The organism is Actinoallomurus sp. NPDC050550 (assembly GCF_040655075.1).
GTDB lineage: Bacteria > Actinomycetota > Actinomycetes > Streptosporangiales > Streptosporangiaceae > Actinoallomurus.
In genome coordinates, this window is the sequence record NZ_JBFAJC010000009.1 from 17260 (window position 1) to 43247 (window position 25988).

The following is a 25988-nucleotide window of genomic DNA, read 5'->3' on the forward strand; positions in this document are numbered from 1 at the left end:
GACGATGTGGCCCAGGCACATGTTGCGAACAGAAGTGTCCGGTGTTAATTCCCCGTTCCCTCTTGTTCGATGAGCCAGCGCGCGATCTGTGTTCTGGAGTGGAAGCCGAGTTTGTGGAGGATCCGCTCGACGTGGCCCTCCGCCGTGCGCTCCGCGACCACGAGCGCGCTGGCGATCTGCCGGTTGCTCATGCCTTTGGCGATGAGCCGGGCGACCTCCGTCTCCCGCCGGGTGAGCGGCGAGCCCGGAGCGGCGCCCGACGGACCGGAGGAGGGCGAAGGCTGTTCGAGGGCGTAGGCGAGCGCCTCGTCGTCGGGCATCGCGGCCCCGCGCCGGACGGCGGCCCGGAATGCGTCCTCGCCGAGGGCGGCGCGGACACGGGCCTCGCACTCGTCGTGGTACCGGAGGAGATTTCCGTACCCGGACAGCGGCGCGCTGATCGCCTGCCAGGTCCGCTGCCGGATCCCCATGAGCACGGCGGCTCTCTCGTGATTCCCGCCCGTGGCGGCGATCCAGGCCAGCACCTCTTCACCGACGGCGACGCCCAGCCGGTCGTCGAGCGCGTGGTTGAACCGCAGGCTCTCCTGTTCCAGGGAGGCGGCGCGCGGCAGGTCGCCCTGGCGCCACACCTCGACGCCGAGCGCGAATGTCGTGTAGCCCTTGTGCCATACCTCCCCGTGGGCGTCGCACACGGCGATGCCCTCCTCCGCGGCGGCGACGGCGCGCGCCGACTCGCCGCGCAGGGAGTGGGCCAGGGCCAGCCGCATGAGCGAGAGCACCAGACCGGCCAGGTCACCCGTGGTCCGGTGCAGGGCCACCGCCTCCCGATAGCAGGGGATCGCCGCTTCGACCTGGTTCCGATAAACGGCGATCATCCCTGAGTAGAGCGCGACATACGCCTGGACCGACGTCAGCCCGAGACGCTGCCCGATGGCGCGGCCCTCCTCGAGCATCGTCCCGGCCGCGTCGAGGTCGCCCTGGATGATGGCGACCCAGGCACAGGTCCACAGGGCCCGAGCCCGGACGGCGTCGGGCCGCGGGCACGCCGCGAGGCCCCGGTCCAGCCAGTCGCGGCCCTCACCGAGGCAGTAGCCACTGATCCAGTAATAGAGCAGGTCGGTGGCCATGCCCAGGCCGGCCGGGGCGTCGTCCGGATCGGCATGGTAGTGCTCCAGAGCGGCGCGCAGGTTCGGGTGGTCGGCCCGCAGCCGGGTGAACCACTCCACCTGCGACGAGCCGAACAGATTGGCGCACGCGTCGGCGGCCAGTCTCCGGTAGTGATCGCGGTAGCGGCGTCGCAGCGTCGCCTCCTGCCCGGACTCGGCGAGGCGTTCCCGGCCGTACGCCCGGATGACGTCGAGCAACCGGTATCGGACCCCGGAGGGGCCCTCCTCCCGGATCAGGACGGACTTCTCCACCAGCCCGGTCACCAGGTCGACGATCTCCTCCTCGGCGATGCCGTCACCGGAGCAGACCGCCTCGGCCGCAGTGAGGTCCAGGCCGCCGTTGAACACCGAGATCCGCGCCCACAACACGCGCTCGTTCTCGTCGCACAGCCCGTAGCTCCAGCCGACCAGGGCTCGCAGGGTCTGGTGGCGGGGCAGGACGGCCCTCGAGCTCGCCGACAGCAGCCGGAACCGATCGTCGAGCCGGTCGAGCAGCTCGTTCACGGACAACGCCCGCAGCCGTACGGCGGCCAGCTCCAGTGCGAGAGGGATGCCGTCGAGCCGGTGACAGATCCGCTCGACCACGTCGCGGTTCTCGTCCGTTATCGCGAATTCGGGCACCACCGCCGCGGCCCGGTCCCCGAAGAGACGGATCGCGTCGGAGACGGCGGGCGTGGAGAGGCGTCCTCCGTCGGCGTCCGGCAGCGCCAGCGGCGGGACGGTGAGCGTCCGCTCGGCGAAGATCCCCAGGGGTTGCCGGCTCGTGGCGAGGATCCGCAGCTCCGGCACGGCGGCCAACAGGGCATCGGCCAGGACGGCGCACGCCTGCACCAAGTGCTCGCAGTTGTCCAGGACGATCAGTGCCCGGGTGCCGTCGAGGTGTTCGATGAGCACGTCGAGGGGCGGCCGGGAGGATCGATCGCGGATCTCCAGGGCCTCGACGATGGCATGTACGAGCAGCTCCGGCCGGTCCAGAGACGCCAGCTCGATGAACCACACTCCGTCGGGGAAGGCCCGCTGCAGGCCGTCGGCGACCTTGAGGGACAGCCGGGTCTTACCGACCCCGCCGGGACCGGTGAGCGTCACCATCCGGCATTCGGACAGCAGCCGCCGGACGTCGTGGATCTCCTGCCGGCGTCCCACGAAGCTGGTCAACTCCGCGGGCAGGGCCGACGTTCGGCGTCGGTGCAGGGCGTTGGACGACATGGCGCGCACGGGCTTCCCTGGAGTCCGGCCCGGCGTCGGCCGGGCCGGACTCCGGATCAGGGCAGGGGCCCTTCCCGGGCCGGCTCGAGCCGGGCCCCGTCGTAGAACCCGGCCCCCATGTACACCAGTGGGGCCACGTCGAGACAGGCCGCGGCGAGGACCCGGCCGATGAAGATGGTGTGCGTGGCGGCGCGGACGCGTTCGCGGACCTCGGCCTCGAGGCTGGCACACGCTCCGTCGAGGATCGGGCTGCCGTGCTCGCCCATGTGCCAGTGCACGTCGCGGAACTTGTCGGGGTTCTTGGTCGCGAAGTGCCGGGCCACGCCGGCCTGGTCGCCGGCGAGGAGGTTCACCGCGAACCGCTCCGCACGGAACAGCGGTTCGTAGGTCGAGGAGGTCTTGGCCACGCAGACGAGGATCAGCGCCGGGTCGAGCGAGACGCTGGAGAACGCGTTGACGGCGAGGCCGCGCGGCGCGCCGCGGTCCATGGTCGTGACGATGGTCACGCCGGTGACGAACTTGCGGTGGAACGCACGCAGGTGATCGGCGTCGACGACGGGTGAGGCGATGTTCGTGGTGTCTGTCATGTGACGTCCCGGAGGCTCAGGATGCCGAGAGTTGTCAGGAGGTCGCGCGGATCCCAGGTGACCCACTCCTCGGCGATGAGGGGCCCGTCGAAGCGCGCGATGGTGATGCCGGAGACGACGACCTCGCGTTCGGTGGGCGGCACGTCGAGGAACTCCCCCTGGTGGGTCCCCACGCTGTGCCAGCGGACCACCGTCTTCTCATTCTCGCTGATGAGGTCGTCGATGGTGGTAATGAGGTCGGGAAACGCCCGCTTGACCATGGTGATGGCCCTCTTCAGGCTCGCGGCGTCCTGATCTCCGGACTGTGTGTGGCGCGCGTATCCGGGCGCGAGCAGCTCGTCGAGCGCGTCGACCCGGCCGTCGTTCCAGGCGCGGTGCCAGACGTCGGCGATCCGCTGCTTCCGGTGCTCAGTGGCGTTCATGATCCCGTCCCGATGGTGCTCGTCGTGCCGGCCGGGCCCGTGGCGTCCCGCCGCCCCGTTCCACCCCGATCCGCCGGGGTCAGCGCATGACGAAGGGGTCGGCCATGGGCTCGTCGCTGGTGTTGATCCAGACGCTCTTGACGCGGGTGTACTCATGAATCACCTCGGGTCCGTTCTCCTTGCCGAGGCCGCTCTGCTTGAAACCGCCGAGCGGCGACAGCGGTGACATGGCGCGGTAGGTGTTGACCCACACCGTGCCCGCGTCGATGGCGGCCGCCATCCGGTGGGCGCGGGCGAGGTCGCGGGTCCAGACGCCGGCCGCCAGCCCGTACGAGGTGGCGTTGGCGAGCGCGACCGCCTCCTCCTCGTCCCGGAAGCGCATGACGGTCAGTACCGGTCCGAAGATCTCCTCCTGACAGATGCGCATCGTGTTGTCGGTCTCGGTGAAGATCGTCGGCTGGTAGTACCAGCCGTCCCCGAGTCCTTCGGGTTCGGCGGCGCCGAGCACGACCTTGCCGCCCTCCTCCAGGCCGATCCCGACGTAGTGGCGGACCTTCTCCAGCTGTTCGCGGAGGGCCAGCGGGCCGAGTTCGGTGGCGTCGTCCAGCGGATCGCCGAGGCGGATCGCGGCCGCCCGCTCGGTGACCAGGCTCAGCACCTCGTCGTGCACGTCCTCGTGCAGGAACGCGCGCGATCCCGCGACACAGGTCTGCCCGCCGGCGGCGAAGATGCCCGCGACGATCCCCATGGCGGCGCTGCGCGGGTCCGCGTCGGCGAAGACGATGTTCGGCGACTTGCCGCCGAGCTCGAGGCTGACGCGGGCCAGCCGGGAGCCGGCGATCCCGGCGATGGCCCGCCCGGTCTCCGTACTGCCGGTGAAAGCGACCTTGTCGACACCCGGATGCTCGACCAGCGCGGCGCCCGCCCCGCGCCCATGCCCGGTGACGACGTTGACGACGCCGGGCGGGAAACCCGCCTCGTCCAGCAGCGCGACCAGCCCCAGCAGGGAGGCGGAGGTGTGCTCGGACGGTTTGACGACGACGGTGTTGCCGGTCGCGAGCGCCGGCGCGAGCTTCATAGAGGTGAGCAGCAGTGGGGAGTTCCACGGCGTGATGGCACCGACCACGCCGACCGGCTCGCGCCGCGTGTAGTTGAAGATCGCGGGATCCATGGTGTGCAGCACCTCGCCGCCGACCTTGTCCGCGATCCCGGCGAAGTAGTAGTAGTACTCCGGCAGCACGGCCAGCTGCCCGCGCATCTCACGCAGCAGCTTGCCGTTGTCCAGCGACTCGCGCCGGGCGAGCTCCTCGGCGTGCTCGCCGATCAGGTCGCCGAGTCGGCGCAGCAGGCGGCCGCGCCGGGTGGCGGTCAGTCCGCGCCAGCGCGGGTCTTCGAACGCGGTGCGGGCGGCGCGCACGGCGCGGTCCACGTCGGCGGCGTTCCCGTCGGCCGCCTCGTACCAGGGGCGGCCGGTCGCGGGATTGAAGCTGGGGAAGTACTCGCCGCTCTCCGGGGCGACCTGCTCACCGCCGATGTGATGCTGATGCCGTGGAAGGTTCGTGGCGGATGTCGGCACTGGCGCTCCTGACATGGGTGAGGATTGCATGGCAGAGCTCGGCGGGCCGCTCGAGCGGCAGCAGGTGCCGTGCTCCGGGGATGATCAGGGACCTGGCCCCCGGGATCGCCGCGGCGAGGCGCCGGGTCATCGCGGGCGTGGAGCCGGGATCGTCCGATCCGGTCACGGCCAGGGTGGGGGCGGAGATCTCGCCGAGGCGGTGCCACAGGTCCCGGTCGGCGGTGGCGAAGACCGCATAGCAGGCGAGGTACGACGCCCGGTCGTTGGCGAGAAGCGTGGCGAGCACCTCGCGGCGCAACTGCGGCTCCCGGGCGGTCCACTCGTCGGAGAACCAGCGCTCCACCGCCGCGCGGGCGGCGCCCTTGAAATCGGCGGCGGCCCCCTCGAGCCGGGCGCGCACCGCGGCGGCCTCATCCTCGCCGCGGCCGGCGACCGAGCTGACCAGCGTGAGGCTGCGCACGCGGGCCGGGGCGGCGAGCGCGAGCTCCTGGGCGACGAGGGCGCCGAGCGAGAATCCGACGACATGGGAGGAGCCGGCCGCCACCTCGGCGATGTCGGCCGCCAGATCGGCCGCCGTGACGCCCGGCTCGGCCCGCGGCGAACGGCCGTGACCGCGAAGGTCGACGACCGTGACCCGATGGTGCCGCGTGAGCTCCGGCAGACATCGGTCCCACATCGACCGGTCGAGCCCGACCCCGTGGATCAGCACGAGGTCCGGGCCCTGCCCGGTCGTCCGGTGCTGGATCACTGCTCGCTCGACAGTGGTGCGAGCCGCGCCTGTGGCCGTCCCTGCGCGGCGGCGGCGAGACCGACGACGATCTCGTCGGCGCGGGGCGCGTCGGCGACCCGCGCCTCGACGGTCTGATGGTGCGACCGCGTCGTCGCGTCGGTGACGTGCTTGAGCGGAATGTCGAACACGGTCCCCGCCGGGGCGCGTTTCTCGACGGCGGGCAGCAGCGTGGTCGCGTTCGCCGCCGTACGGAAGTGGTCGCCGAACTTCAGGGTGTGGATCAGCGCGGAGCCGTGCTCGATCTCTCCGTCCAGCCCGACGATCGCGGCCTTGCCGTACGCCTCGACCGGAGCCCCGAGAGCCTCGACGACACGTGGGGCGAGCAGGGCGCCCAGCTCGGGGGCCACCTTGTCGATCAACGGGCCCAGGTCGTCGACGAATCCCTCGCCCGCCCAGGGGTTCTCGATGACGGCGAGGACGACCGCGGTGCGGGCGGCGGGCCGTACGGCGTTGCCGCCCTCGGAATGGATCTCTTCGACGAAGGTGACGATCTTCCGGACGTTCATGGGGTGGCGCCCTCCAATTCGGTGATCTCGACGGCGGAGTCGGTGGTGCGGTCGCCGATGCGGGCGTTGGGCCGCGAACCGGACGACGCGGCGGCGATGACGACGATCTCGTCGGGGCGCGGAGCGTCGCCGACCCGGATCTCCACGGTCTGGTAGTGCGAGCGGGTGGCGCTCGCGGTCTTGTGCCACATCGGCACGGTGAGCGGTGTGCCCGGAGCGGCGCGCTGCTCGGAGAAGACGATGATCGAGGTACCGTCCACGGCGTCGCGGAGGACATCGCCGAAGTACGGGGTGTGGATCAGCGCGGAGCCGTGCTCGGTCTCGCCGTCCACGCCGACGATGGCCGCCTTGCCGAACGCCTCGATCCGGTCGGCGCCGCCCAGCGCCTCGATCAGCCGGCCGGTCAGCGCCCGGGCGAGGTGGGGCGCCACGTCGCGGACCTCGGGCTGGAGATCGGCGACGTGTCCGCGGCCGTGCCACGGGTTGCGGATGACCGCGGCGGCCACGGCGCGGCGGCTGATCCGGTCGACCGGGCGGCCGAGTTCGGCGACGACGTCCTCGGTCATCATCACGATCTTGCGGATGAGCGGGTCCACGGTCAGCCGCCCTGTGGCCCGGAGAACTGCGGCATGACCTTCTCGGCGAACAGCTCCAGGCTCCGCATGGCGTTCCGGTGCGGCAGGCCAGGATGGGTCGTCCACAGGAGCAGGTGCTGGAGATTGATCTCCTCCCGCAGCTCGGCGATCTTCTCGGCGACGTACTCGGGGGTGCCGACGAGCATGTTGCGCGGGAACAGGAAGTCGAACGACAGCTCGTGCTCGTCGGTGAGCTCCTCGCCGGCGTTCATGAGGTTGCGCAGCCCCCGCCAGTGCATGATCCACCGGTAGGTGGTCATCACCGCCTCTTCGAACTCCCGCCGGGCCTGCTCCATCGTGTCGGCGACGTAGACGTCGCGGACCAGCCCGATGCCCTCGCCGAGCGCGTACTCGCGGCCGGACGCCTCACTCGCGGCGTCCCGGTACAACGCGAAGCGCTCCTTGAGCGCCGAGACCGGCGGAAGCCAGAACATGCCCTGGATGCCGCGCTCGGCCGCCCACTTGATCGACCGGGGAGAGTCGATGACCTGCCACAGCGGCATGGGCGACTGCAGCGGCCGCGGGGTGACGGCCATCTTGGTGATGACGCCGTCCTCGGTGTAGTCGGGGGTCGCGGGGGAGAGCGGGTGGCTCCAGCGGACACCCGGGGCGGGGAACTCGTAGAACCGGCCCTTGTGCGCGAAGAACTCACCGCTCCACGCCTGCTGCATGATCTCGAGGGTCTCCTCGAACAGCGCGCGGTTCTGCTCCTCATCGCGCGGATCGGCCAGCGCGTTGAGGTTCAGGGCCTCCCGGCCGTACAGCCCCCGGCCGACTCCGACCTCCACCCGGCCGCCGGACAGCCGGTCGAGCATCGCGATGTCCTCCGCGAGGCGCAGCGGATGCCAGAAGGTGGCGATGTTGGCCGCCTGCCCGATCCGGATGCGGCTCGTACGGGCGGCGATGTCCGCCCCCATGAGCACCGGGTTCGGCGTGATCTCGAATCCTTCGTGGCCGAAATGGTGCTCGGTGTACCAGATCGACCAGAACCCGGCCTCGTCGGCGGCGCGGGCGAACTCCCGTGCCTCATCCATGACCTGGTGATATTCGCCCAATCGTCCCGGCGCGCCGAGGTTATGGAAGATCGAGAAGCGCATAGGGGGTCACCTTTCCTCTTCATCCGCGCTGGAGCGGTCCTGAGTCTCGATTCCGGCCACGAGCGCCTGATGGCTCGCCCGGACGTGTTCGCGCATCACGCGTTCGGCGCCATCGCCGTCCTTGGCCTCGATGTACTCCAGAACGCGGTGGTGCTCGGCGTTCGAGTTGGCCAGCCGCCTCGGCTGCGAGAGGGACGTGCGCACCAGGCGGTGGTATGCCAGCTGGTTCATCAGGACGCGGTAGTGGGCCTCGAGCTTGCCGTTGTCCGCGCCCTCGATGAGCAGTTCGTGGAACTCGTGCACCAGCTCGGCGTAGCCTTCCACGTCACCGGCGGCGACCGCCGCGTCGGCCGCGCGGACGCTGGCGCGGAGCCGGTCGAGCTCGGGAACCTGCCCGCGGAAGGCCAGCAGGCGGGCGGCGGCGGCCTCCAGCAGCTCCTTCATCTGGAACAGCTCGGTGATCTCCCGCCGGGACGGCGTGGAGACGAAGGTGCCCACGCGCGGCCGGATCTCGACGAGCCCCTCCGTCTGCAGCTGCTTGAGAGCCTCGCGGATCGGCGTGCGGCTGACGCCGAACTCCTCGGCGAGGGCCACCTCGGACAGGCCCGACCCGGGGGTGAGGTCGCCCATGGTGATCTTCCGGCGGAGTTTGTCGGCGACGCCGGCCTGGATGCTGACGCCGCCGTTGCGTCGCGCCTGTCTCCCGGGATCGGCCGTTCTGGAGGTCTCTTGCATGGTACGAGACGGTAAGTTGGTCGTCGCTGTCCGTCAAGACGTTTCGGGAGCATTACCTTCTTTCCCAGGTAGATCCCGTTAGCCCGAATCTGTGTCGAACTATTGACATCGCGGAGGCTCTAGGTCGACCCTCGTGCCTACCATGCAAGTCGATAGAGATACGGAGCGCCCCATGGCCCACATCGACTCTGCTGCCGACACCGGGGACCGCGGCTATCGTGATGCCATCGCCAAAGTCGAGCCGTACGGCGTCGACCACATCCCCGACGCCGAACGGCATGGCAGGCCCAGTTCGCAGTTCTTCACGTGGTTCGGGGGGAACCTCACCCTGCCCCTGCTCCTGCTCGGGTTCTGGCCGATCTACTTCGGGCTGTCGCTGCCCCAGGCCTTGCTGGCCATCGCGGTCGGCACCGCGGCGGGCGCCCTGCTCATGGGCGTGCTCGCCGCCATGGGCACCCGGCTCGGCCTACCACAGCAGGTGCAGGCCCGCGGGGCGCTCGGCTACTACGGCAACTATCCGCCGGTGGCGATCGTCAACGTCTTCGCCGCGGTGGGCTGGGCCGTGGTCAACACGATCATCGGCGCGCAGGCCCTGGAGGAACTGCTGCCGGTTCCGTTCTGGGTCGGGATCGTCGCGATCTCGGTGGGGCAGGGACTGCTGGTCGTGTTCGGGTACAACATGATCCACTTTGTGAACCGGATCGGCAGCGTCCTGCTCGGCGTCCTGTTCCTCGCGATCACGATCGTGGCCCTGACCAAGGCGCACTGGACCATGCATGCCAATCCGCACGCGTCCTTCTACGTCGGTGTGGCGGGCGGCTGGATCACCTCCGCCGGATACTTCTTCTCCTTTCTGCTCGCCTGGGCGCCCTTCGCCTCCGACTACTCCCGGTACCTGCCCGCCGACACGCCGGGCCGCCGCGTGCGGCTCAACACCGCGGCGGGCAACTTCTGTGCGATCTTCTGGCTCGGCGCCATCGGCGCCCTGGTCGCCAGTGCGGCGGGCAAGGCCGGCGTCATCGAGTCGGTCAAGCACCTGACCGGCGGCTTCGCCCCGTTGGCGATGCTCACCATCGTCGTCTCGACCTTCCCGGTGAACGGGCTCAACCTGTACGGCGGCGCGATCTCCCTGCTGACCCTGCGGGTGCCGGTGTCCCGCAGGACCGCGGCGATCGTCGCGACCATCCTGACGACGGTGCTGTCGCTGTGGCTGAGCGGCGACATCTACACCAAGTTCCACGACTTCCTCGTCGCGTCCGGCTACCTCATCGCGCCCTGGGTGACAGTCGTCTTCCTCGACTACTTCCTCACCGACCGGGTCAACAAGATCAACGAACTGTACGACCGCTCGCGGACCGTCGAGTGGGGTTTTGTCGCCTGGCTGATCGGCTGTGCGGCGTCCCTTCCGTTCTGGGTGTCCAACGTGTGGACCGGCCCGATCGCCAAGGCCCACGCCGGCCTCGGTGACGTGTCCTACTACGTCGGCGCGGCCGTCGCCGCCGTGGTGTACCTCCTCACGTACCGGCTCTCGCCGCTCTCTCGGCGCCTGAGCGGCCACGGTGCCGACGTCGGGCAACCGGCGCAGACCGGAGTGGCCGACTCCGGAACGGTACAGACCGGGTAGGGATGGCGTACGTCCAGCGCGCCGGCGGGGTGAACACCCCGCCGGCGCTCGCATGTCGGTCGAGCCGATTAACCGAACCGTAACGGCCGCGACATCGCGAGCGTCTCCTGTCAGGAGACGGTGGATAACAGCAGTGAACATCCCCCAGCGTCTGAGGGAGCCACCCGTGACCGTTCCGCTGACCTCCGCATCGCCCGTCGACCCACCTCGGGACACCGCGCCACCGGCCCCCGACGTCTCCCCGTCCCTCGCCGCGATGGCCCGCGCCGATGGAGTGCGGTTCATCCTCGCCACCTTCACGACGCTCGTCGGCAAGCCCTGCGCCAAGCTGGTCCCGGTCGAGGCCGCCGACGCGCTGCAGAGCGAAGGCGTCGGGTTCGCCGGCTATGCGGCCGGCGCGATGGGGCAGCAGCCGCGGGATCCGGATGTGATCGCGATCCCGGACGTCCGTTCCTACACTCCGTTGACCTTCGTACGCCCGGGCCTCGGACTGGTGCACTGCGATCCGTACGTGGCGGGACGCCCCTACGCCTTCGCGCCGCGCGTCATCCTCCGCACGCTCGCCGAGCGTGCCGCCGCCGAGCGCACGGCCCTCATCAGCGGTGCCGAACTGGAGTACTTCCTGGTGCGACGCGACGAGGGCGGGGCGCTGACCGTCGCCGACCGGCTCGACGACGCCGCCCAGCCGTGCTACGACGCGCGTGGGCTGACCCGGATGTACGACCACCTGACCGGCGTCTCCGACGCCATGGTGCGGCTCGGCTGGGGGCCGTACGCCAGCGACCATGAGGACGGCAACGGGCAGTTCGAGCAGAACTTCCGGCACGCCGACGCCCTGACCACGGCCGATCGGGTCGTGACCCTCCGCTACATCGTCCAGGTACTGGCGGAACAGCGCGGCATGACCGCCACCTTCATGCCCAAGCCGTTCACCGACCGCACCGGCAACGGACTGCACCTGCACCTGTCCCTCTGGGACGGCGACCGGCCGCTGTTCCCCGCGGACGGCGAGACCGCCGACCCGTACGGGATGGGACTGAGTACCCGGGCGTATCGATTCATCGCCGGGCTGATCGCCCACGCACCGGCGATGCACGCCCTCATCGCCCCCACCGTCAACTCCTACAAGCGGACCGGCGCGACGACGACCGCCTCCGGCGCCACCTGGGCGCCGCGCCGGGCGACCTGGGGCGGCAACGACCGTACCCACCTCGTCCGCGTCCCGGACGCGAACCGGGTGGAGTTGCGGGGCGGCGACGGCTCCGCCAACCCCTACCTCGCCGCCGCGGCCGCCCTGGCCGCGGGCCTGGACGGAGTACGGCGCGAGCTGGACCCCGGAGCCCCGGGCTCGGCCGGGTCGGGCCTGCCGCGCACGCTCCTCGACGCGGTGCACGCCCTGGAGAGCGACGAGGTGATCCGCGGTGTGCTGGACGCCGTCGATCCGGCCGCGGAGGTCGGCGACTACTACGCCGCGCTGAAACGTGAGGAGTTCTATACCTGGCACGGCACGGTCTCCGCCTGGGAGATCGACCGCTACCTGACCGCCGTCTGACACGGCGCGGCCCACTGACCACGACTCGGAGGGAGATCCATGTGCGGAATCGCAGGGCTTCAGGTACGCGATCCCTCGCTGGAGCCCCGGCTCGGCGAACTGCTGACCGGAATGCTCCACCAGGCGGCCGAACGCGGCCCCGACTCGGCAGGCGTCGGCCTCTACGGTGACCCCCGGTTCACCGCGCCCGGCCGTTCGACGGTCAGCTTGCTCGATCCGGGCGTGCCGGCCGAGGAGCTCGCCGCCCGCGTCGGCGGCGGCGCGGAGGTCGTCGCCGCCGGGCAGACCATCGTCGTACGGTCCCGGATCGGCGCGGCCGAGCTGGAACGCGCCATCCGGGACGCCGTTCCCGGCGCGGTCGTCACCGGGCGCGGCAGCGATCTGGCCGTGCTGAAAGGAGTCGGGCACCCCGATGTCCTCGCCCGCGAGTTCGCGCTGCGGGAGGCGTCCGGCCGACAGGGGATCGCGCACACCCGGATGGCCACCGAGTCGGCGGTCACCCCGGAGGGTGCTCATCCGTTCTCGGTCGCCGAGGACCTTTGCCTGGTGCACAACGGGTCGTTCGCCAACCACGCCACCATCCGCCGCGAGCTGCGTGCCGAGGGAGTGGCGTTCGACAGCGACAACGACTCCGAGGTCGGCGCACGCTTCGTCGCCGCCAGACTCGCCGAGGGGCACGACCTGGACAAGGCTTTGCGGCTGCTGTGCGAGCGCTTCGACGGCTTCTACACCCTGCTCGTGACCACGGCCGACACCTTCGCCGTCGTCCGGGACGCCATCGCCTGCAAGCCCGCGATCGTCGCCGAGACCGACGCCTGGGTGGCCATGGCGTCCGAATACCGCTGCCTGGCGCGCCTGCCCGGCATCGAGTCCGCCCGCATCTTCGAGCCCGAACCCGAGGAGGTCTACACATGGCAGCGGTGACCGATCCGCAGGCCCCGACGGTGGGCGGTCCCGTCGCCACCGCGACAACGATCGACCTGCGGTCCGCGTCCGTTCGCGAGGTGAACTCGGCCCTGCACGCCGCCGCCGCGGGAACGGCCTGGCGCATCGCACACCCGGACGGCGCCCACAACCTCGCCGTCGGCCTGGACGCGGAACTCGACGTCGTCGTCGCCGGACACTCGGGCTACTACTGCGCCGGCATGAACCAGCACGCCACCGTCACGATCGACGGGAACGCGGGAGTCGGCGTGGCGGAGAACATGATGTCGGGCACCGTGCGCGTACGCGGCAACGCCTCCCAGTCCGCAGGCGCCACCGCCCACGGCGGGCTGCTGGTGATCGACGGCGACGCCGCCGCCCGCTGCGGCATCTCCATGAAGGGCGTCGACATCGTCGTGCGCGGCAGCGTCGGCCACATGAGCGCCTTCATGGCTCAGGCCGGGCGTCTCGTGGTCTGCGGCGACGCGGGTGACTCCCTCGGCGACTCGATCTACGAGGCGCGCGTCTACGTCAAGGGCGCGGTCCGCTCGCTCGGCGCCGACTGCGTCGAGAAGGAGATGCGTGCCGAGCACCTCGCCGAACTGGCCCGGCTGTTGCGGGCCGCCGGCGTGGACGCGGACCCGGCCGGCTTCCGCCGCTACGGCTCGGCGCGCCGGCTCTACCACTTCACGACCCGCAACAGCCATGCCTACTGACCCGGCGCCGCCACCGGAGGAGACCTTGCACGACGACCTGCCCGGCCAGGGGCTGCGCGAATCGGCGACGTTCGACCGCGCGACCATCCACGCCATCCAGCGCGCCGCCGAGACCGGCGTCTACGACATCCGCGGCTGGGGTGCCAAGCGCCGGCTGCCGCACTTCGACGACCTGCTCTTCCTCGGTGCGAGCATGTCCCGCTACCCGCTGGAGGGCTACCGCGAGCGCTGCGACACCGATGTCGTCCTCGGCGACCGGCACGCGACCCGCCCGTTGCGGCTGAACACCCCCGTCACCATCGCCGGGATGAGCTTCGGCGCGCTGTCCGGGCGCGCCAAGGAGGCCCTCGGGCGAGGCGCCAGCGAGGTCGGCACCTCCACGACCACCGGCGACGGCGGCATGACACCGGAGGAACGCGGCCACTCCGAGCACCTCGTCTACCAGTACCTGCCGTCGCGCTACGGCATGAACCCCGACGACATGCGCCGGGCCGACGCCATCGAGGTCGTGCTCGGCCAGGGAGCCAAACCCGGCGGCGGTGGCATGCTGCTCGGCCAGAAGATCACCAAGCGGGTCGCCGCCATGCGCACGCTGCCGGCCGGGATCGACCAGCGCAGCGCCTGCCGTCACCCCGACTGGACCGGCCCGGACGACCTGGAGATCAAGATCCGCGAATTGCGGGAGATCACCGACTGGGAGAAGCCGATCTACGTGAAGATCGGCGCGACCCGCACCTACTACGACGTCAAGCTGGCCGCCAAGGCCGGCGCGGACGTCATCGTGGTGGACGGCATGCAGGGCGGCACGGCCGCGACCCAGGAGGTGTTCATCGAACACGTCGGCATCCCGACGCTCGCGGCGATCCCCCAGGCCGTCCGGGCGCTCCAGGAGGAGGGCCTGCACCGCACGGTCCGGCTGATCGTCTCCGGCGGTGTCCGCAACGGCGCCGACCTGGCCAAGTGCATGGCCCTCGGCGCGGACGCCGTCGCCATCGGCACCGCCGCGCTCATCGCGCTCGGCGACAACCACCCCCGGTGGGACACCGAGTACCGTGCGCTCGGCTCGGCCGCCGGCTACTACGACGACTACCAGGACGGCCGCGACCCGGCCGGCATCTCCACCCAGGACGAGGCGCTCGCCGTTCGCCTCGACCCCGTCGAGGGCGGGCGCCGGATCGCCAACCTCATCCGCGTCATGACCATGGAGGCGCAGACCATCGCCCGGGCCTGCGGCAAGGCCCACCTGCACCACCTGGAACCCGAGGACCTGGTCGCCCTTACCATCGAGGCCGCGGCCATGGCACGCGTTCCACTGGCCGGCACCGACTGGATCCCCGGGGCCGACCGGTGACCGGGACGCCGGCCCGGACCGAACTGCCCGCGGAGACCGAGATCGCGGTCGTCGGCGGGGGACTGATGGGTGCCGCCACCGCGTGGGCCGCCACCCGCCGGGGCCGCGCCGTGACACTCCTGGAGCGGTTCGCGTTCGGCCACGACCGCGGCAGCTCTCATGGGAGCGCCCGGATCGTCCGTCGTGCCTACGCGGATCCGCTGTACGTCGCCCTCACCGGCCGGTCCCTGCGCCTGTGGCGGGAGCTCGAACAGGACGCCGGTTCGTCGCTGCTGCGGATCATCGGCGGAATCGACCACGGCCGCCTGCGCGACCCGGAGGGCATTGCCGCCACCCTGGCGGAGGCCGGTGTACCGCATGAGGTGCTCCCGGCGTCGGAGGCGAAGTGCCGCTGGCCCGGCCTGCGCTTCGACGGACCGGTGCTCTTCCACCCCGAGGCCGGCACCGTGGACGCCGCCGCGGCGGTCACCGCCTTCCTCACCCGGGCGCGGGATCGCGGCGCGTCCCTCCACGCAGAGACCCCGGTCCGGCGCATCACCGCCGACGGTGACCGGGTCCGCGTGGAGACCGCGCACGGCACCGTGACCGCGCGTCGCGTCGTCGTCGCGGCCGGGGCATGGGTACGCGATCTTCTCGACGGACTCGTCCCGCTGCCCGAGCTCACCGTGACGCAGCAGCAGGTCTTCCACTTCCCCCGCCGGGATCCGGACATCGACTGGCCCGTCGTGGTGCACAAGGACGCGCTGTCCACCTACAGCCTCCCGGGTGGCCGCGACGGCGGCCCGGCCGGCGGCCGCAAGATCGCCGAGCACGACGCCGGCGCGCCGACGACCGCCGACGGCCGGAGCGGCGCCGTCGACCCGGTGGCGCGGGAACGCATCGTCGGGTACGTGCGGGAGTGGCTGCCCGGACTGGAACCGCGCCCCGTCAACGAGGCCACCTGCCTCTACACGTCCACGGCCGGTGACGACTTCGTCCTCGACCGCGCCGGGCCGATCGTCGTGTGCTCGCCCTGCTCCGGCCACGGGGCGAAGTTCGCGCCGCTCATCGGAGAGATGGTCACCGACCTGGCCGCCGGCGGACCCGTGCCCGACCCAAGGTTCACCCTCGCCGTCCATCGGGCCGCCGTCTCCTGAAAGGAGACGTCGCCTCCTGCGGCAGAATGGCTGCCATGGCCACCGACCCCGAGTTCCACGAACGCGCCGCCGCGCTGCCGGACCGCGAGGTGGACCCCGGCGGCGCGGAACGGCCGGGCCTGGAGGCCGCCATCGCCCGGCAGGTCCGGCAGTACCGCGTCGCGGCCGGCCTGTCGGTGGCCGAGATGGCGGCCCAGGTCGGCATCTCCAAGGCCATGCTCTCGAAGATCGAGAACGCCCAGACCTCGTGCAGCCTCACCACGCTCGGACGCCTGGCCGCGGGGCTCGACGTGCCCGTCACCGCCCTGTTCCGTGGCGTGGACGACGAGCGCGAGGCCGTCTACGTGGAGGCGGGCCACGGTGCCCGGATCGTCCGCCGGGGCAGCCGCGTCGGCCATGTCTACGAGTTGCTCGGCGCCCTGCGCGGCCCGCACAAGCGCATGGAGGCGGTGCTGGTCACGCTGACCGAGTCGAGCGAGGTCTTCCCGCTCTTCCAGCATCCGGGCACCGAACTGCTCTACATGCTCGAGGGCGTCATGGTCTACGGCCACGGTGAGGCCCGGTACACGCTGCGACCGGGCGACGCCCTTCAGTTCGACGGTGAGGGCGTGCACGGCCCGGACGAACTCGTCGAGTTGCCGATCCGCTTCCTGTCCGTCACGGCCTACGGCGACCGCATCCCCGCCTGACCCACCTCGCCGCCGGCGGGAAGTGACCCACGTCATACCAGGACCCCGATGACGCTTATCGTCGACGCTCTGATCTGACGGGCTGACGTCGCTCGGATTTCCGAATCATCGAGTGGAATGCCGACGCGGATCGCTACTGTGCGTACATGCTTGGTCGCGTGTCGCCCGGTCGTGTCGCATGAGTAGCCGTAAGCTTCCGCGGGCCGACGTCGACGAACTCGCCGAGCGCCTCATCGCCGCCGGCGTCCGGATCATCGCCGAGCCCGGCCCCCTGAACACCCCCGGCGGCGGGTACGGACTGCGGTTCTTCGACATCGACGGTCGCGTCGTCGAGGTGTCCGCCGACGTCGCCACCCGTGGGCATCGCAGGCTGGAAGAGCGCGAGGCGATCCCGGTACGCCTCTCGCACTGCGTCGTGAACTCCCCGGACCCGGCCCTGCTCCGTGCGTTCTACGAACGCCACCTCGGGTTCCGGCTGTCCGACACGCTGTACAGCACGCACATGGGCGACCTCATGTACTTCCTGCGATGCAGCCCGCTGCACCACAGCTTCGCCATCGCGCGCGGCCCGCACGCCTCCCTGCACCACGCGTCGTTCGAGATGCGCGGCGTCGAGGAGTACATGCGAGGCACGGGCCGGGCCCTGCGCGCCGGGACCCGGCTCACCTGGGGACCGGGGCGGCACCTCGCCGACGACAACACCTTCTCCTACTTCCACGACCCGCACGGCAACACGGTCGAGTACACGACCGAGCTCGCCGTGCTCGAGGAGGACACCTGGCATCTGGGTCTGCACGACGTCGACGACCCGCTGACGCAGGACCAGTGGGGCACCGCCGCCCCGATGAGCGAAGTGGTCGCCAAGGAGCAGTTCAACGACCCGGACGTGCTGTTCACCGCACCGCCGGTGTGACGAGAAGGAACCTCCTCGCGGGGCCCGCCAGGGAGGGAGCGGACCCCGCGAGGATCGGACACGGACGGACCAGGGAGACCGCGTCAGGTGGCCGCCGTCGCCCCGGCCGTCGGCATCTCGCCCGCCTCGGCGTGTTGTTCGCGACCGTGCAGCGCGAGCAGCGCCAGCAGGCAGGAGACCAGCGCCGCCGCGCCGCAGACGACATAGCCGATCGCGTAGCCGTGGCCCAGGGCGTCCAGGGCGATGGGTGCGGCGCCGCCCGGCGGCGAGGAGGGCGGGACGGAGTTCACGGCGAGCGGGCCGCCTTCGGCGGCGACGTGCCCGGCGGCGGCCTTGACCTGCGGGCTCAGCGACGCGCCGGCCAGCCCGGTGGTGAACTGCGAGGCCGCCCGGCTGAGCGCGACCGCGCCGATCACCGCCGGGCCGAGCGTGAAGCCGAAGTCGCGCAGGAGGCTCGTCGCGGCGCTGGCCATGCCGGCGTAGTGGATCGGCACCGTGTTGACGGCGGTGGCGGTGATGGAGGAGACGGTCAGTGCGAATCCGACGCCGACGAGGCCGAGCGGGAGCACCAGGGAGGTCAGCGCCCGGTCGGAGACCGGCAGCGCCGCCGCGAGGAAGTCGCCGGCGGCCATCAGCGCCAGGCCGACCGTGAGGATCCAGCGGCCGGCCATCCGCTCCAGCAGCCGGGACGTGACGGGGAGCAGGACCAGCGCCAGGCCGTTCAGCAGCAGGAACGCGACCGACGAGCGCAGCGGGCTCTGGTGCTGGATCGGGCCGAGCCGGATGCTCGTCGCGTACGCCGTGCCGAGGAAGCTGAACATGCCGACCACGGCGACGAACGACGCGATCGCGAACGCCCGGTTGGTGAACAGCTCCAGACGCAGCAGTGGGGAGCGGGCCCGGCGCTCGGCCACGATGAACAGCACGACGAAGACCGCCGCGATGGCGAACGCCGTGATCACCGGCGCGGAGCCCCAGCCGTCGGTCGGTCCCTGGATGACCGCGTACAGCAGCGCGAACAGGCCGATGCCGATGGTGACCTGGCCGCCCAGGTCGAGCGAGCGTCCTTCCGGTGCGCTGGAGTCGGCGGCCAGCAGGAGGCTGACCAGGGTGCTGACGACGGCGATCAGCGTGACGACCACGAACGCCCACCGCCAGGAGCCGTAGTTCCCGGTGATGCCGCCGAGCACCGGCGCGATGAATCCGCCGGTGGACAGGGACGCCGCCCACGTCGCGATCGCGCGGGACCGGGCCTGGTGCGTGCGGGTCCCGGCGGCCACCATCGCCAGCGAGGTCGGGAACAGCGCGGCCGCGCCGAGGCCGGCGATCGCCTGACCCGCCCAGAGCAGGTGGACGCCGTGGCTCGCGGCGGCGACCATCTCACCGAGGACGATCAGCGCCGAGCCGCCGACCAGCAGCCGCTTGCGGCCGAAGAGGTCGCCGAGCACGCCGAACGTCAGCTCGAGCACGGAGACGGGCAGCAGGAAAGCGTCGGAGATCCAGGTGAGCTGCGAACCGATCGGGTGCAGGTCCTCCTGGAACAGGCCGTTTAGGGTGGCCGGGATGGCGAGGGAGATCTGGGCGAGGCAGACGGCGAGGCAGCCCGCGATGAGTGTGCCGAGGGGGAGCCTGGCCGGCCCCGGGTCGGAGTGTTCGCTCTGCGACATGAGGGTTCCTGGGAGAAGATGCGGTGGGACGGGCTCCCGGTCCGGCGGCGGTCCGCCCGGCCGGGAAAGGGGCGGCTCGGCGGCCGCCGACGAGATGGCGGGTCGGGCGGCGGATCGGCCGCCGCGGACGAGATGGGTCGGCCCGGAGGCAGCGCACCCGGGGCGCACGTGCCACGGACGCCGACGGGACGGTCGGGTCGGAGGCTCAGCGGTCGCGGGCGCCGACGAGCCGGCCGGGGCGGTAGGGGACGAAGGCGGCGCCGCCGAGGTTCAGCGTCAGCGCGGCGCGCTGCAGGGCTGCGGGTTCGGCGGCGTCGTCCCAGCGTCCGGTGGCGACGCGATGGTCGATCGCGTGCACGCCCGCCACCATCTCGGCGGTGGTGAACGCGCAGTGGCCCTGACGGGCGATGTACGCCTGGCGGAGCCGGGCGCCGTCGCCGGCCGCCCGGACCCGTGCGGCGAAGGCCGCCTCCTGCTCGACGGGGACCAGCTGGTCGGCGGTGGTGTGCAGGTCGAGCAGCGGCACCGCCAGGCCCTGGCCCGCGGTGGAGGTGGCCTGGAGCGTGCGCCGAGCCCGCGGGTCGGCGTGCTGGTGCGCGCTCCGGGTCAGCGTCGTCAGGTCGGCGCGCAGGTCCAGGCCGGCGGTCCGGTAGAGGGCCCGCACCTCGGTGGCGTGCTCGGACCGGCGCAACAGCGCGGCGTAGTCGACACCGGCGTTGAACGACGTGTTGCCGCTCGCCGACTGTTCGATCGACCAGCGGCCGTTCTCGATGAACGCGAGCAGCCCCTGGCTTATCCAGGCGTACTGCTGCGCCTCCTGGCCCTCGGCGTCGCCGGCGGCCGGCGGGTTCTGGCCCGGGGCCCAGTCGGTCTGGTTGAGGTACGCGGCGGCGAGCGCGATCCGGGCCCGCCCGGCGGGAGTCGCCTGCGCGGCGGTGACGGCCGCGGTCAGCCGCTGCGCGGTCGCGGCGGCCGCTCCGGCGTCGGCGAACCCGCTGAGCGGGACGTCCTGGCCGGGCAGCAGCAGGGACGCGATGGCGTACTCGGCGTCGTACTGGTAGTCGTCCAGGTCGACGCCGCCGGCCACCAGGCCGCACAGGCCGAGGGCGCCGTCCACGCGACCGGCCCCGTCGCGGGCGATACGGGCGTTGACCAGCCCGCCCATCGACTCGCCGACCGACAGGATCCGGGCGGGCCGCGCGACCGTACGCGCGAAGGCGTCCAGAGTGGCGAACTGGTCGCGTTCGGCGCTGTTCAGCGCCCACCAGGAGCCGTGCGGATCGTACGAGGAGCCGGCGAGCGCGTAGCCCTCGGAGAGGAGGGCCGTGCGGGCGCCGTCGGAGGGCGCGTCCTGTGCCGTCGTCGGCCCGTAGCCGTGGCTGAACAGCAGGAGCGTGCCGTTCCAACTGGCGGGCAGGTCGGCGACCCAGGTGGCGCCGTCGGCGAGCGTGCCGCCGAGGTGGGACGGGGCGGTGGCCGGGGCGGCGGAGGCGGCTCCGGTCAGGGCGGCCGCACCGAGGGCGAGAGCGGCGGTGACGGCGGGGATGCGGAGGGGGCGTCGAGGCACGGAAGCGCTCCGTTCTCGGGAGAGATGTGTGTTCTGGGACACACGGAGGAACGGCACGAATGTATGGCTGTTTTTTCACCGTCGTCAAGACTGTGCCGAATATCGTGGAAGCCGTCCGCCGCTCAGCGGGCCGGACGGCCCCGCACGCGCCCGCGACAGGCCGCGGACGCGGACGTGTCGCAGACGGTCATCCCGGCGGCGCGTCGCGGGATGAGCGTCACACGCCGAGGACCGGGACGGGTGTCAGAGGTCGAGGACCAGGCGGGGCCCGCACGACCGGGAGACGCAGATCATCATCGTCTCGCCACCCGCGCGCTCCTCATCGGTGAGCACCGAGTCGCGGTGGTCGGGCTCACCCTCCAGCACGTCCGTCTCGCAGGTCCCGCACGTGCCCTCGGTGCAGGAGTAGAGGACCTCCACCCCGGCGGACCGGACGACGTCCAGGACACTCCGGTCCGGCGGCACGGTCAGCGTCCGCCCGGATCGGGCCAGCTCCACTTCGAACGAGGACGTCTCCGCCGGAGCGGTCTCCTCCTTCGGCCGGAACCGCTCGACCTGAAGGACGCCCGGCGGCCATCCCGCGCGGCACCGCTCCTCGACGGCGGCAAGCAGTGGTTCGGGGCCGCAGCAGTACACCAGGGTGCGGTCGTCGGGGTCGGCCAGGAAGGCGTCCAGGTCCAGCAGCCCCGTCTCGTCCTGCGGCCGTACGCTCACCGCGTCGCCATGGACGGTGAGCTCGTCGAGGAAGGCCATTGACGCGCGCGTGCGGCCGCCGTACAGCAGCCGCCATCGGACGCCGGCCCGCTCGGCGGCCGCCACCATCGGCAGCAGCGGTGTGATCCCGATCCCGCCCGCGACGAACAGGTAGCGGTCGGCGGGCCGCAGGGCGAAGTTGTTCCGCGGGCCGCGCACCGGCAGCCGGGAGCCCTCGACGAGCCGGTCGTGGACGTACGCGGAGCCGCCGCGGCCGGCCGGCTCACGGAGCACGGCGATCCGCCAGGCCGTACGGTCCGCCGGTGATCCGCACAGGGAGTACTGCCGGACGAGGCCGTCGGCCAGGAGCAGGTCGATGTGCGCGCCGGGCTCCCAGGCGGGCAGTGGTCCGCCGTCCGGCCGGCGGAGCGTCAGGCGGACCACGCCGTCGGCGGCCTGGTCTCGCCCGGCGACGACCACCTCGGTGTCGTCTCCGGCGTTGTTCACGGCATGCGTCCCTTCTCAGCCGGTCGCCGCGCCGGCGGTGAGCGAGGGGTCTCCGGGGGGCTCGGCCGCGGTCGGCGGACGGTGTCCGGTGGGGTGTGCGAGCAGCCAGTCCCACAGCTCGATGGGATCCTGGGCGGTGTGCTCGGCGCCGCAGTGGCAGGTGCCCAGCAGGGTGTCGGAGCCGGGCAGCCAGCGCACGCGGTAGACGGGCCCGGACGGCCGCGGGCCGTTCATCGCGCGACGGCCCCGGCCGGGGCCTCCTCGCCGGCGGCGAGGCGCGCCAGGATCCGGCGGGCCGCCAGGCCGCCGGTGTCGATGTTGATGCTGAGCTCCTGGTAGCCGTCGGGCTCGGCGGCGATGACCTTCTCGAGCGTGTTCAGCGCCTCGACGTCCTGGAGCACCACCGTGCGGTTGGAATCGCGCAGGAAGGCGCTGACCTCCTCGTCGTCGCGGGCGAAGTCGCGGGCGACGGCCCAGAAGTCGTACGTGCTGTGCTCGGTCGACGGGGTGATGGCGTAGACGATCTCGACGTGGAAGGCGCCGCTGTCGTCGCCGTCCGGTCCCGGCGTGACACCGGTGGGCGCGACCCGGCTGTGCAGGACGTACAGGCAGGGCGCGTGGTATTCGATGTCCTGGAACCGGTCGATCCGGCCCTCGACACCGGTGGAGCGGGAGTAGAACGGCGGGCACTCGGCGCCGTGCATGTGCCGGCCGACCCGGACGATCCCGGCCGCCTCGTCGACCTCGGTGGTGATCGGCGTCTCGGCGACCTCGGGGGTGCCGATGTAGCCGCCGTGCAGGTACGTCTCGTGGGACAGGTCGAGGAGGTTGTCGACCAGCAGGCCGTACCGGGCGTTCAAGGGTTCCATCCCGCACACCGTCGTCCACTCCGGGTCGGCCAGCCAGGGCGCCCGGGGGATGCCCGCCGGGTCGGCGAGCGAGCCGTCGCCGATCCAGACCCACACGAAGGAGTCCTGCTCGACGACGGGGTAGGAGGGCACCCGGGCGGTGCGGGGAACTCGCCTCTGACCCGGGACGGAGACGCAGCCGCCGTCCGGTGCGTACGTGAAGCCATGGTAGCCGCAGACGATCCGGTCGCCGTCCAGCCGGCTCTCCGACAGGGGGAACCTCCGGTGCACGCACCGGTCGGCGAGCGCCACGACGTCGCCGGCCTCGGTGCGGTAGAGCACCAGCGGTTCGTCGAGCACCGTCCTCGCCAGCAGGTCACGGCCGACCTCCCGGCCGTACGCGGCGACGTACCACTGATTTCTCGCGAAAGACGTCATCGGCCCCTCTTTTCGCAGGTGGAGGTGGCCTCAGCGTCACGCTCAAAGAGCCGTGGCCGCCATGCCCCTTCCATCTGGTGAAAGGACAACTCGAGGATGACCGCTCTTCCTACCTTTCGGACGGCATCACCCGACTTCGGAGTGTGTCTCTTCGGGCACCGAAGTCGGCCGCGACCGCGCCTAGTGCCGCGTCAACCAACGTTGTTCGTCTTATCGACGGTGTTAGTTGATCCTCGCCTTTGGGACGAGCGACTCCCCACGAGGGTGGGGCGGGCCGCGGCCGGCCAATGGACCCAGCGATGGCGCCGTGATGGGGGCGTCGTCTCGGATCACGCCGGGCTGGTCCGGTACCGGGGAGGTGCCGTCCGGCTCGACGGTGCGTGATCACCACCGGAAACCGATTCGTGTTGGTGGTGATGGGTCCGCCCGGTCCACGCCGGGCGATGTTGGCGCCGCCGACCACGTCGCGGTGCCCACTGAAACCACAATGCATACAGGTGAAGGTCCGGCCTTTGGGTTTGGGAACACGCCGGTCGCAGGCCGGGCAGGTCGAGGAGGTGCCGCGTTCATCGACGAGTACGACGCGGATCCCGGCCCGTTCGGCCTTGTCCTTCAGGCAGCGGATCAGGTAGCCGACACGCCAATCATTGACGCGTTTGTTGTGCCGCCGCCCGGCCTTCAACTCCAGCACGCCTCGCGGGTCACCGACCACCAGCGTCCCGACCCGGCGCTTTACCGCCCAGTCGACGACGGTCTTGGCGGCCTCATGCTGGGCCTGCTTGACGCGGCGCTTGTGTCGGCCCTCGAGTTTCCGCTGGCGGGCCCGATATTTCCGCCACCGGCGCGAACCCGCCTGACCCGGTTTCGGGGCTCGCGTTGCCACGGTCCGGCGACGGTGTTTGGTGTCTTTGAGGTGCAGATGGGCCTCAGCTCGGATCGCCCGCCCCGACACGATGAGGCCTTCCCCGTCCGGTCCGGCCACCGCGAACGGATGGATCACCCCTGGATCTACTCCCGCCACCCGGTCCGGATCCGGCTCAGATCCAGGCGGGTAGGTAGCGACGGGTACTTCGGCGGTCACCTCGACGAACAATCGGCGGCCTTCGTTGAGCAGGGTGACCGACCGGACGTGCTGGACCGGGTAGGGAACCTCCCGGTCCAGCCGTACCGACAACGGCGCGCACCCGCGACTGACCGGAAGTCGTAACCGCTGATCTCCAGGGTGAACGTGCCGTGGTAGTAGCGGACCGGCATCAACCGGCGTTTGCGGCGCGGGAACCGGACCGAGGCGTCCCCGTCCTTGCGGCGTTTGGCGGTGGCGAACCAGGCGTCACTGTACCGGCGCGGCACCGAGCGAGCCCCAATGGTGTCCAGCTCACCGAACGTGCCCGGGCCGGCCGCCGACAACTCCCGGCACAACGCCTGATACGACACGACGGTGGGCAGGCCGCGCCGGCGCCGCCACCGGTTCATGTCCAGTGCGCACGCCCACACGTCCCCGGCCGAGGCCAGCAGCCTGAAACACCGCTCCCGCTGGGCGGGCGTGAGGCGCAGGCCGACCCGGGCGGTGCGCAGCACCACCCGGGGAGCATCCGGATCAACACGTCGAGGCACGAGGTGATTACAGCAGGTGGCTACGACAGAATCTGGACGGTCGGTGACCCCAGACATCAAAGCGGCCCGGATAGATCACCGCCGCCGTCTCGTTACACGAACGTGGTTCTGGACACGGCTCCCACGTCAGCCGCATCCTCACGAAGATCGGCGTCCGCGACCGGGTCCAGGCGGTGATCTTCGCCTACGACACCGGCCTGGTCCGGCCAGCCTGAGCAGGCGTTGGCTCAGGGGGCCGTCGCCGAGATGCTCCTGCGGCTTGAGCGGTCCTTCCCGGGGCTCCATCCGAGTGCCCGGGAGATCCCGCCCGCGGCGACCTGGACGGTGGCCGTCAGCGCGGGGACCCGCGCGTCCTCGACGTCCACCACGACGGACACCGCGGCCACCACGTCCCCGCCGGCTCCCCGTACGGGCGCGGCGAGGGAGATCGCGTCCTCGGTGATCTGGCGGTCGCTCACCGCGCAGCCGCAGCGCCGGACCTCGGCCAGCACGCGGCGCAGCACCGCCGGATCGGTGACGGTGTGGGGGGTGAAGGCGCGCAGCGGCCCGGAGCACACCGTCTCCTGGAGTGCCCGGTCGCCGTACGCCAGCAGCACCAGCCCGACCGCCGTGGCGTGCAGCGGCCAGCGCGCCCCGACCCGGCTGAGCACCCGGACGGCCGAGCGTGCCGAGATACGCTCGACGTACACCGCGTCCAGGCCGTCGCGCACCGCGAGGTGGACGTTCTCGTGGGTCGCCTCGTACAGGTCCTCCAGGTACGGCATCGCCGTCTCGCGGAGCGCGAGGCCGCGGGGGGCCAGTGACGCGACCTCCAGCAGGCGCAGCCCGATGTGGTAGCAGCCGTCGGCGTCGCGCTCCAGGGCTCCCCAGGCGACGAGCCTGGCCACGAGCCGGTGCGCGGTGGCCAGAGGTAGGTCGGCGCGGCGGGCGATGTCGCTGAGCGACAGCGCCGGCCGGTCGGCCGTGAAGGCGTCGAGGACGCCGAGCAGCCGGTCGGCGACCGACGTCCGGCCGAAGTCCGCTGGCATG

General features: G+C 71.6%; 25 protein-coding genes and 1 pseudogene. 9 read left to right on the forward strand and 17 right to left on the reverse strand.

What is annotated here, in order from left to right; all coding sequences use genetic code 11:
- Positions 1-44: 44 nt before the first annotated feature.
- The 9 genes from AB0I04_RS14725 to AB0I04_RS14765 all read right to left on the reverse strand — a co-directional run bounded on the left by AB0I04_RS14725 (position 45) and on the right by AB0I04_RS14765 (position 8720).
- Positions 45-2372 (reverse strand): LuxR C-terminal-related transcriptional regulator, encoded by a 2328-nt coding sequence (locus AB0I04_RS14725; protein WP_360884571.1) that lies wholly within the window; start codon positions 2370-2372, stop codon positions 45-47.
- Positions 2373-2428: 56 nt separating this feature from the next.
- On the reverse strand, positions 2429-2959 hold the full coding sequence (locus AB0I04_RS14730; protein ID WP_360883939.1) for a flavin reductase family protein: 531 nt from the start codon (positions 2957-2959) through the stop codon (positions 2429-2431).
- Entirely contained in the window at positions 2956-3381 is a 426-nt protein-coding gene (locus AB0I04_RS14735; protein ID WP_360883942.1) for an ester cyclase, read from the reverse strand. The genes AB0I04_RS14730 and AB0I04_RS14735 overlap by 4 nt, the downstream gene beginning before the upstream one ends.
- Positions 3382-3460: 79 nt before the next feature.
- Positions 3461-4957 (reverse strand): aldehyde dehydrogenase, encoded by a 1497-nt coding sequence (locus AB0I04_RS14740; protein WP_360883944.1) that lies wholly within the window; start codon positions 4955-4957, stop codon positions 3461-3463.
- Positions 4905-5705, reverse strand: a complete 801-nt coding sequence (locus AB0I04_RS14745; protein WP_360883947.1) for an alpha/beta fold hydrolase — start codon at positions 5703-5705, stop codon at positions 4905-4907. Before AB0I04_RS14745 ends, AB0I04_RS14740 begins: the two co-directional genes overlap by 53 nt.
- Complete coding sequence (locus AB0I04_RS14750; RefSeq protein ID WP_360883950.1) at positions 5702-6253, reverse strand: amino acid synthesis family protein; 552 nt, start codon at positions 6251-6253, stop codon at positions 5702-5704. Before AB0I04_RS14750 ends, AB0I04_RS14745 begins: the two co-directional genes overlap by 4 nt.
- Positions 6250-6849: an amino acid synthesis family protein gene (locus AB0I04_RS14755; protein ID WP_360883953.1), complete on the reverse strand. Its 600-nt coding sequence runs from the start codon at positions 6847-6849 to the stop codon at positions 6250-6252. The genes AB0I04_RS14750 and AB0I04_RS14755 overlap by 4 nt, the downstream gene beginning before the upstream one ends.
- 2 nt (positions 6850-6851) lie before the next feature.
- Complete coding sequence (locus AB0I04_RS14760; RefSeq protein ID WP_360883956.1) at positions 6852-7985, reverse strand: LLM class flavin-dependent oxidoreductase; 1134 nt, start codon at positions 7983-7985, stop codon at positions 6852-6854.
- A gap of 6 nt (positions 7986-7991) precedes the next feature.
- Complete coding sequence (locus tag AB0I04_RS14765; protein ID WP_360883959.1) at positions 7992-8720, reverse strand: GntR family transcriptional regulator; 729 nt, start codon at positions 8718-8720, stop codon at positions 7992-7994.
- 172 nt (positions 8721-8892) lie between these two features.
- On the opposite strand from AB0I04_RS14765, the gene AB0I04_RS14770 reads away from it, so the two are divergent.
- The 8 genes from AB0I04_RS14770 to AB0I04_RS14805 all read left to right on the forward strand — a co-directional run bounded on the left by AB0I04_RS14770 (position 8893) and on the right by AB0I04_RS14805 (position 17625).
- Entirely contained in the window at positions 8893-10344 is a 1452-nt protein-coding gene (locus tag AB0I04_RS14770) for a cytosine permease (RefSeq protein ID WP_360883963.1), read from the forward strand.
- 166 nt (positions 10345-10510) lie between these two features.
- Entirely contained in the window at positions 10511-11896 is a 1386-nt protein-coding gene (glnT, locus tag AB0I04_RS14775) for a type III glutamate--ammonia ligase (protein WP_360883966.1), read from the forward strand.
- Positions 11897-11935: 39 nt separating this feature from the next.
- The gene (locus tag AB0I04_RS14780; protein WP_360883969.1) at positions 11936-12820 is read left to right on the forward strand and encodes a hypothetical protein; all 885 of its coding nucleotides are present in this window, start codon (positions 11936-11938) and stop codon (positions 12818-12820) included.
- On the forward strand, positions 12808-13536 hold the full coding sequence (locus AB0I04_RS14785; protein WP_360883972.1) for a hypothetical protein: 729 nt from the start codon (positions 12808-12810) through the stop codon (positions 13534-13536). Before AB0I04_RS14780 ends, AB0I04_RS14785 begins: the two co-directional genes overlap by 13 nt.
- The gene (locus tag AB0I04_RS14790) at positions 13526-14887 is read left to right on the forward strand and encodes an FMN-binding glutamate synthase family protein (RefSeq protein ID WP_360883975.1); all 1362 of its coding nucleotides are present in this window, start codon (positions 13526-13528) and stop codon (positions 14885-14887) included. The genes AB0I04_RS14785 and AB0I04_RS14790 overlap by 11 nt, the downstream gene beginning before the upstream one ends.
- A complete protein-coding gene (locus AB0I04_RS14795) occupies positions 14884-16023 on the forward strand; it encodes an FAD-dependent oxidoreductase (protein ID WP_360883978.1) in 1140 nt (379 codons plus the stop codon). The genes AB0I04_RS14790 and AB0I04_RS14795 overlap by 4 nt, the downstream gene beginning before the upstream one ends.
- A gap of 35 nt (positions 16024-16058) precedes the next feature.
- A complete protein-coding gene (locus AB0I04_RS14800; protein WP_360883981.1) occupies positions 16059-16712 on the forward strand; it encodes an XRE family transcriptional regulator in 654 nt (217 codons plus the stop codon).
- 178 nt (positions 16713-16890) lie between these two features.
- Positions 16891-17625 carry a VOC family protein gene (locus AB0I04_RS14805; RefSeq protein ID WP_360883984.1) on the forward strand — a complete coding sequence of 245 codons (735 nt, stop codon included), beginning with the start codon at positions 16891-16893 and terminating at the stop codon, positions 17623-17625.
- 83 nt (positions 17626-17708) lie between these two features.
- On the opposite strand, the gene AB0I04_RS14810 is transcribed toward AB0I04_RS14805, so the two are convergent.
- The 7 genes from AB0I04_RS14810 to AB0I04_RS14840 form a co-directional block, all read right to left on the reverse strand.
- Positions 17709-19292, reverse strand: a complete 1584-nt coding sequence (locus tag AB0I04_RS14810) for an MFS transporter (protein ID WP_360883987.1) — start codon at positions 19290-19292, stop codon at positions 17709-17711.
- 205 nt (positions 19293-19497) lie between these two features.
- Complete coding sequence (locus tag AB0I04_RS14815) at positions 19498-20859, reverse strand: hypothetical protein (protein ID WP_360883990.1); 1362 nt, start codon at positions 20857-20859, stop codon at positions 19498-19500.
- A 243-nt stretch (positions 20860-21102) separates the two neighbouring features.
- Positions 21103-22059, reverse strand: coding sequence for a PDR/VanB family oxidoreductase (locus AB0I04_RS14820; RefSeq protein ID WP_360883993.1), 957 nt, complete (start codon positions 22057-22059; stop codon positions 21103-21105).
- 15 nt (positions 22060-22074) lie between these two features.
- Positions 22075-22293, reverse strand: a complete 219-nt coding sequence (locus AB0I04_RS14825; RefSeq protein ID WP_360883996.1) for a hypothetical protein — start codon at positions 22291-22293, stop codon at positions 22075-22077.
- Positions 22290-23345, reverse strand: a complete 1056-nt coding sequence (locus AB0I04_RS14830; protein WP_360883999.1) for an aromatic ring-hydroxylating dioxygenase subunit alpha — start codon at positions 23343-23345, stop codon at positions 22290-22292. The genes AB0I04_RS14825 and AB0I04_RS14830 overlap by 4 nt, the downstream gene beginning before the upstream one ends.
- Before the next feature lie 109 nt (positions 23346-23454).
- Entirely contained in the window at positions 23455-24519 is a 1065-nt protein-coding gene (locus AB0I04_RS14835) for a transposase (protein ID WP_360884002.1), read from the reverse strand.
- Positions 24423-24959 carry a hypothetical protein gene (locus AB0I04_RS14840; RefSeq protein ID WP_360884005.1) on the reverse strand — a complete coding sequence of 179 codons (537 nt, stop codon included), beginning with the start codon at positions 24957-24959 and terminating at the stop codon, positions 24423-24425. The genes AB0I04_RS14835 and AB0I04_RS14840 overlap by 97 nt, the downstream gene beginning before the upstream one ends.
- A 119-nt stretch (positions 24960-25078) precedes the next feature.
- Here AB0I04_RS14840 and AB0I04_RS14845 point away from each other — a divergent pair.
- Positions 25079-25174, forward strand: a pseudogene (locus AB0I04_RS14845) (DNA-binding response regulator); the annotation flags it as partial.
- Positions 25175-25186: 12 nt separating this feature from the next.
- Here AB0I04_RS14845 and AB0I04_RS14850 read toward each other — a convergent pair.
- A complete protein-coding gene (locus AB0I04_RS14850; protein WP_360884008.1) occupies positions 25187-25987 on the reverse strand; it encodes an IclR family transcriptional regulator in 801 nt (266 codons plus the stop codon).
- Position 25988: the final 1 nt, after the last annotated feature.